The 5,926-nt window shown below is 63.6% G+C and carries 6 protein-coding genes; 3 read left to right on the forward strand and 3 right to left on the reverse strand.

Features of this window, described 5'->3' with window-relative positions:
* The 3 genes from ACIQ42_RS14965 to ACIQ42_RS14975 form a co-directional block, all read right to left on the reverse strand.
* Positions 1-180 (reverse strand): NAD(P)H-hydrate epimerase (locus ACIQ42_RS14965; protein WP_397423056.1); only part of this gene is annotated, 180 nt, incomplete at its 3' end.
* Complete coding sequence (locus ACIQ42_RS14970; RefSeq protein ID WP_397423057.1) at positions 177-746, reverse strand: histidine phosphatase family protein; 570 nt, start codon at positions 744-746, stop codon at positions 177-179. The genes ACIQ42_RS14970 and ACIQ42_RS14965, both read right to left, overlap by 4 nt.
* A gap of 4 nt (positions 747-750) precedes the next feature.
* Positions 751-2,289 carry an acetyl-CoA acetyltransferase gene (locus ACIQ42_RS14975; RefSeq protein WP_397423058.1) on the reverse strand — a complete coding sequence of 513 codons (1,539 nt, stop codon included), beginning with the start codon at positions 2,287-2,289 and terminating at the stop codon, positions 751-753.
* A gap of 239 nt (positions 2,290-2,528) precedes the next feature.
* Here ACIQ42_RS14975 and ACIQ42_RS14980 point away from each other — a divergent pair, with 239 nt between their 5' ends.
* The 3 genes from ACIQ42_RS14980 to ACIQ42_RS14990 form a co-directional block, all read left to right on the forward strand.
* Positions 2,529-2,867: a P-II family nitrogen regulator gene (locus ACIQ42_RS14980; protein ID WP_397423059.1), complete on the forward strand. Its 339-nt coding sequence runs from the start codon at positions 2,529-2,531 to the stop codon at positions 2,865-2,867.
* Between the two features lie 37 nt (positions 2,868-2,904).
* Positions 2,905-4,314: a type I glutamate--ammonia ligase gene (gene glnA, locus ACIQ42_RS14985; RefSeq protein ID WP_397423060.1), complete on the forward strand. Its 1,410-nt coding sequence runs from the start codon at positions 2,905-2,907 to the stop codon at positions 4,312-4,314.
* 150 nt (positions 4,315-4,464) lie between these two features.
* Positions 4,465-5,926: M61 family metallopeptidase (locus tag ACIQ42_RS14990; protein ID WP_397423061.1), on the forward strand; the 1,462-nt coding region annotated here is incomplete at its 3' end.

Genomic DNA, 5,926 nt, shown 5'->3' on the forward strand with positions numbered 1-5,926 from the left:
GCCATTGTTGCCGGGCCCGCAAAGCACAGTGACGGGTTGCGGACGGAACCGGTGAACGACAGCGTCAGCCACAGCTGCGCCCGCGCGCTCCATCAAGGCCAGGCCAGAGGTCCCGGCCTGGATCGCAGCGCGATCCGCCGCCGCGAACTCGGCGACCGTCAGTATGGCGCTAGAGCTCAAAGGACACTCGTCGAAGCCTCGCCGCCCTTGGCGATGAGGGTCAGGGTTTCCCCATCGGTTTCCAGGATGGTGATCGAGGTGTGATCCGGTCGGAACGCCAGCACCCGCTCATCGCCCAGCAGCTTCGATACAGCGCCATTGATCGCCACATAGTGTGAGAACACCGCCGTATTGCCGCGCGCCACCAGCGACGCGACGATGTCGGCGCGCCAGCCGTCGTAGTCCAGATCGCCCTCGATCCCGGCCCAGGTGCCCTGAAAGGCCTTCTGGAGCCATCCCGGGCGAGCCTCTGCGCTCAGCGCCCTGGGGGTCGGGATCTCACCCACGCGGGGATCGATTTCGAGCGGAACCCCGAGAGCCTGCGCGGTCGGGGCCGCCGTCTCCTGACAGCGACGAAGGGGCGAACTGACCACCTGGGTGGGCCGCTCACCCTCAGGACGGCTCAGCAACCAGTCGCGGGCGGCATCGGCCTGGGCCTGACCGGTCTCATCCAGCCCAGGATCGTCATCATGGCCGCCCCAGGTGGCGGACGGCTTGCCGTGTCGGATCAGATAGAGGCGCGGCATGGGTTCAATCCGGGGTGAAGAGGTTGAGGTTACCGTTCTGGGTGACTGTGCCGGGGCGACCGACCTGTTCGCCGTGCTCCAGACCCATCAGGGTGGCGGGGTCGCCGGGGGTATTGGCGGCGAAACGGCGACCATTGGCGTCGCGTCCCACGATGATCCCCATGAACGGCCCCTCCCGCTTGTGGACGACAGTGTAGGTCTCGATCGTGGCAGGGCCTTGCGGCATCTCAATGACATCGGGGTGGGGCAGCGCATCAATCTCCCGCTGCAGGATCTTTGGATCCTGCCGTTCGAACGGTTTGTCGGGGCGGGTTGTGGAGTAGATGCCCGTGGACTGCTTGGTCAGGTACCAGCCATTGCCGGTGATCAACCCGTAAGCGCCGGGCCGGGCTTTCAGCCTTTGCAGCATCACGGCGATGGAGTGCATGACGTAGTTGTTTCCCGGCCCCCCGGCGTAGGGCAACCCGCCGGTGACCGTCAGGCCGCGCGGGTCGTCAAGCGACACGCCCAGCTCCTCCGCCCCAATCTCCACCGCCACCGGGAAGCAGGAATAGAGATCCATCAGATCAATGTGCTCCAGGCCAATACCGGCCATCTCGAAAGCCCGTTTGCCGGTGAGCCGCATGGCGGGACTGGAGTGAAAATCCTGACGATCCAGCGGGTACCAGAGGTCAGCGGCGTCGGCACAGCCGTGCAGATAGACCCATTGGCTCTCCGGCACGCCCAGTTCACGCGCCTTGGCGACGCTGGCGATCAGGACCCCGGCAGATTGATCGACCTCCATGATGGCGTTCAGCAGCTTCGGATAGGGGAAGCCGATCATCCGGTTGCGCTCGGAAACGGTCACCAGTTCCTCCGCGGTCCGCGCCACCGGGAACCACGCATCAGGGTTGGCCGCCGCCACACGCGTGAAGCCCTCAAACAGGCGGCCCAGACGCGCTTGATGGTCCGGTACGGATCGGCCGTCACGGGCCCGCAACGCGTTTTCGAACAGAGGATAGATGTTGATCGGCCGGCTCAGGCCGTGCCGCGCCTCATAGGTGGAGATTCCGTCGCGTGGATCGCCCACACGGTCCGGCAGCTCAAGGGTTTCGTCCTCATCGGCTTTCCAGTCGTCGAACGACAGGCCCTTGCCCATCCGCTTCATGGCCGAGCCGAGAAACTCGCAGCCCACAGTCAAGGCCAGGTCAGCCTCGCCCCGCGCGATTCGCTCGGCCAGCACATTGATCAGGTACTGTGGAGTGTTCCCGCCCATTTCCGAATAGGCGCTCCAGCGGGGCCGGGCGCCCAGCAGCTTCGAGAGGCTGGCGGGCGGATTGGTCGAGTGCGGGATCATCCCGCGTTTTGAGCCAGGAGTGTCGATCGTGTAGCCGGCCACCGCCAGCGTATCGATCGCCGCCAGCGCCCGGGCGCCCAAACCTGCATCAGCGGCCGCCCGTTCCGCCGCAATCTTCAGCAGGGCCGTGGGCGAAGGCGATGTGGCCGGATCGCCGCGATAGGTGAATTGGCCCGCTCCGATGAGAACTGGGGTGCGATCACTCATGCTGCAAGCGCCTCCAACGCTGGCTTGTCGCAGACTTTCAGGCCAAACGGGCTCTCAAGCCCCGATTCCTGAACTGCCTGTTTTTTGAACCTATGACGCCCAAAAATGCAGCGACATCCCAGTTTCGCAAGTCGCCGCGACGGCAGGCAACCAAAGCCTGCTTGTGATAGTCGCTCCCCCTGTGCTGGGTCGCCACTACCCGTTGGGACGTTTCCCGCCCGGAGTTTCAAGTCAGGCGCATGAAAAAGATCGAAGCCATCATCAAACCCTTCAAGCTGGATGAGGTGAAGGAAGCCCTGCAGGAGCTCGGCGTCCAGGGTCTGACCGTCATCGAGGCCAAGGGCTTCGGACGCCAGAAGGGTCAGACCGAGCTCTATCGCGGCGCAGAGTACGTCGTCGACTTCCTGCCCAAGATCAAGATCGAGGTGGTGGTCGGCGACGACCAGCTTCAAGGCGTGCTTGACGCGATCGCAGGGGCCGCGCGCACCGGCCGCATCGGAGACGGCAAGATATTCGTTTCGGAGGTGTTGGAAGTCATGCGCATCCGCACCGGCGAGACCGGATCCATCGCAATCTAATCCAGACAAACGAGACACTCAGAAGGGACTGAAAGACATGGCCTCAGCCAAAGATATTCTGAACATGATCAAGGAAAAGGACGTCAAGTATGTCGACGTCCGCTTCACCGATATTCGCGGCAAGATGCAGCACGTCACGTTCGATATCGACCTGGTGGATGACGATTTTCTGAACGACGGCACCATGTTCGACGGCTCGTCCATCGCCGGCTGGAAGGCCATCAACGAAAGCGACATGAAGCTGCGGCCGGACCTCGACTCGGCGATCATCGACCCCTTCTACCAGCAGACGACGTTGGCGCTGTTCTGCGACGTGGTGAACCCCGACACTGGCACCCCCTACGACCGCGACCCGCGCTCGATCGCCAAGGCGGCGCTGAACTTCGTCAAGGCCTCGGGCATCGGCGACACCGTGTTCTTCGGCCCCGAAGCCGAGTTCTTCATCTTCGACGACGTGAAGTGGAATACCGCCCCGCACAACACGAGCTATTCCTTCGACGCCAGCGAGCTGCCCATCAACTCGGGCAAGTCGTACGATGAAGGCAACATGGGCCATCGCCCCGGCCCCAAGGGTGGCTACTTCCCCGTCAACCCTGTCGACTCAGCTCAGGACCTGCGCGGCGAGATGCTGGCCGTCATGGGCGAGCTGGGCATGAAGCCGGAAAAGCATCACCACGAGGTGGCGCCCGCCCAGCATGAGCTCGGCCTGAAGTTCGACACCATGATCGTCATGGCCGACCGCCTCCAGCTCTACAAGTATGTGATCCACAACGTGGCCCACGCCTATGGCAAGACGGCCACCTTCATGGCCAAGCCGATGTTCGGCGACAACGGTTCGGGCATGCATGTGCACCAGTCGATCTGGGGCGACGGCAAGCCGCTGTTCGCGGGCGACAAGTACGCCGGCCTCAGCCAGATGTGCCTCTGGTACATCGGCGGCATCATCAAGCACGCCAAGGCCATCAACGCCTTCTCGAACTCGACGACGAACTCGTACAAGCGCCTGGTGCCCGGCTACGAAGCCCCGGTGAAGCTGGCCTATTCGGCCCGCAATCGCTCGGCCTCGATCCGCATCCCGCACGTGGACAGCCCCAAGGGCAAGCGTCTGGAAGCCCGCTTCCCCGACCCGATGGGCAACCCCTACCTGACCTTCACCGCCCTGCTGATGGCCGGCATCGACGGCATCGTAAACCAGATCGACCCGGGCGCTCCGGCCGACAAGAACCTCTACGATCTTCCCCCGCGCGAGCAGAAGAAGATCCCGGAAGTCTGCGGCTCACTCAAGGAAGCTCTGGAAAACCTCGACAAGGACCGCGGCTTCCTGAAGGCCGGCGGCGTGATGAGCGACGATTTCATCGACGCCTACATCGAGCTGAAGATGGAAGAGGTTATGCGCCTCGCCCTCCATCCGCACCCGGTCGAGTTCGACATGTACTACAAGTGCTGATCAGCGAAGGCTGATCGTGACGAGGGCCGCAGAGCAATCTGCGGCCCTTTTGCATTGCGGGTGCTCCGGCGCCTGACTAGGTTCGACCTCCGCCCGACCTGGCTCGCGCCATTTTCCGACCACCTCCCGTACCAGCTGCAGGTTCCAGACTTGAGATCAGCGCTCCTCGCCTTCACCGCGACATTCGCCATCGCTACACCGCTGATGGCCGAGCCATCGCCCGGACCCCAGCCCTATCCGATGCCCGCCGCCATCGCGGCGCCCCGCGACGTGGCCTACCCCGGCACGATCCGGCTGGAGGTTGACGCCAGCGACACGGACCGCCGCATCTGGCGGGTCAAGCAGACCCTGCCTGTCAGCCGCCCTGGCAAGCTGACGCTGCTGTACCCGGAGTGGCTACCGGGCAAGCACTACGACTTCGGCTCCATCGACAAGCTTGCCGGGCTGACGATCCGCGCCAATGGCAAGGTCGTTCCCTGGCAACGTGATCCGATCAATGTGTTCGCCTTCCAGATTGATGTGCCGCCGGGTGCGGAAGCACTCGAGTTGGACTTCCAGTTCCTGTCACCGACGGCGCCGAACCAGGGCCGTGTGGTGGTGACGCCCGAGATGCTGAACCTGCAGTGGGGCATGGTGGTGCTCTATCCTGCCGGTTACTACACCCGGCGGATCATGGTGGAGCCCAGCGTCAAGCTGCCGTCAGGCTGGGGATACGGCGTGGCCCTCGATACCGCGTCTCGCGAGGGCGATGTCGCCCGCTTCAAGCCGGTTCCTCTCGAAACCCTTGTCGACTCCCCGATGTTCGCCGGGCGCTATTTCAAGCAGTACGATCTCGATCCGGGCGCCCGGTATCCGGTTCGGCTGAATGTGGTGGCCGATACGGCCGCCGAACTCGAGGCTGACGCCAAGGTCATCGACAAGCACAAGGCGCTCGTTCACCAGGCCGACAAGCTGTTCGGCGTGCGCAATTTCGACCGCTATGAATTCCTGGTCGCGATCACAGACCGGCTGGGCGATATCGGCCTTGAGCATCATCGATCCAGCGAGAACGCCGTCGGGACCGGCTATTTTACAGAGTTCGACAAGGCCGTGGGTGATCGCGGGTTGCTGCCGCACGAGTACACCCACTCGTGGAATGGGAAGTACCGACGTCCGGCGGACCTCTGGACGCCCACCTACAACGTGCCCATGCGCGGCGCGTTGCTCTGGGTCTATGAGGGTCTGACGTCCTATTGGGGCGACGTCCTGGCCGCCCGCGCAGGCATGTCGTCACGACAGGAGACCCTGGACTCGATCGCCCTCACCGCAGCCCAGTATGAAAACCAGGTGGGGCGGCGCTGGCGGCAACTCGAAGACACCACGTTTGATCCTATCCTCGCACGGCGCTCGCCACAGCCCTGGCGCGGCTGGCAGCGGGCGGAAGACTACTATCAAGAGGGCCTGCTCATCTGGCTCGATGCCGACACGCTCATCCGGGAGAAGTCGGGCGGAAAGAAATCCCTGGACGACTTCGGTCGGCTGTTCTTCGCCGGCAAGGACGGTCAGTTCGTCCCCAACCCCTATACCTTCGATGACGTCGTCACTGCACTGAACACCATCCAGCCCCATGACT

Origin of the sequence: Phenylobacterium sp. (genome assembly GCF_044372605.1) — a bacterium.
GTDB lineage: Bacteria > Pseudomonadota > Alphaproteobacteria > Caulobacterales > Caulobacteraceae > Phenylobacterium.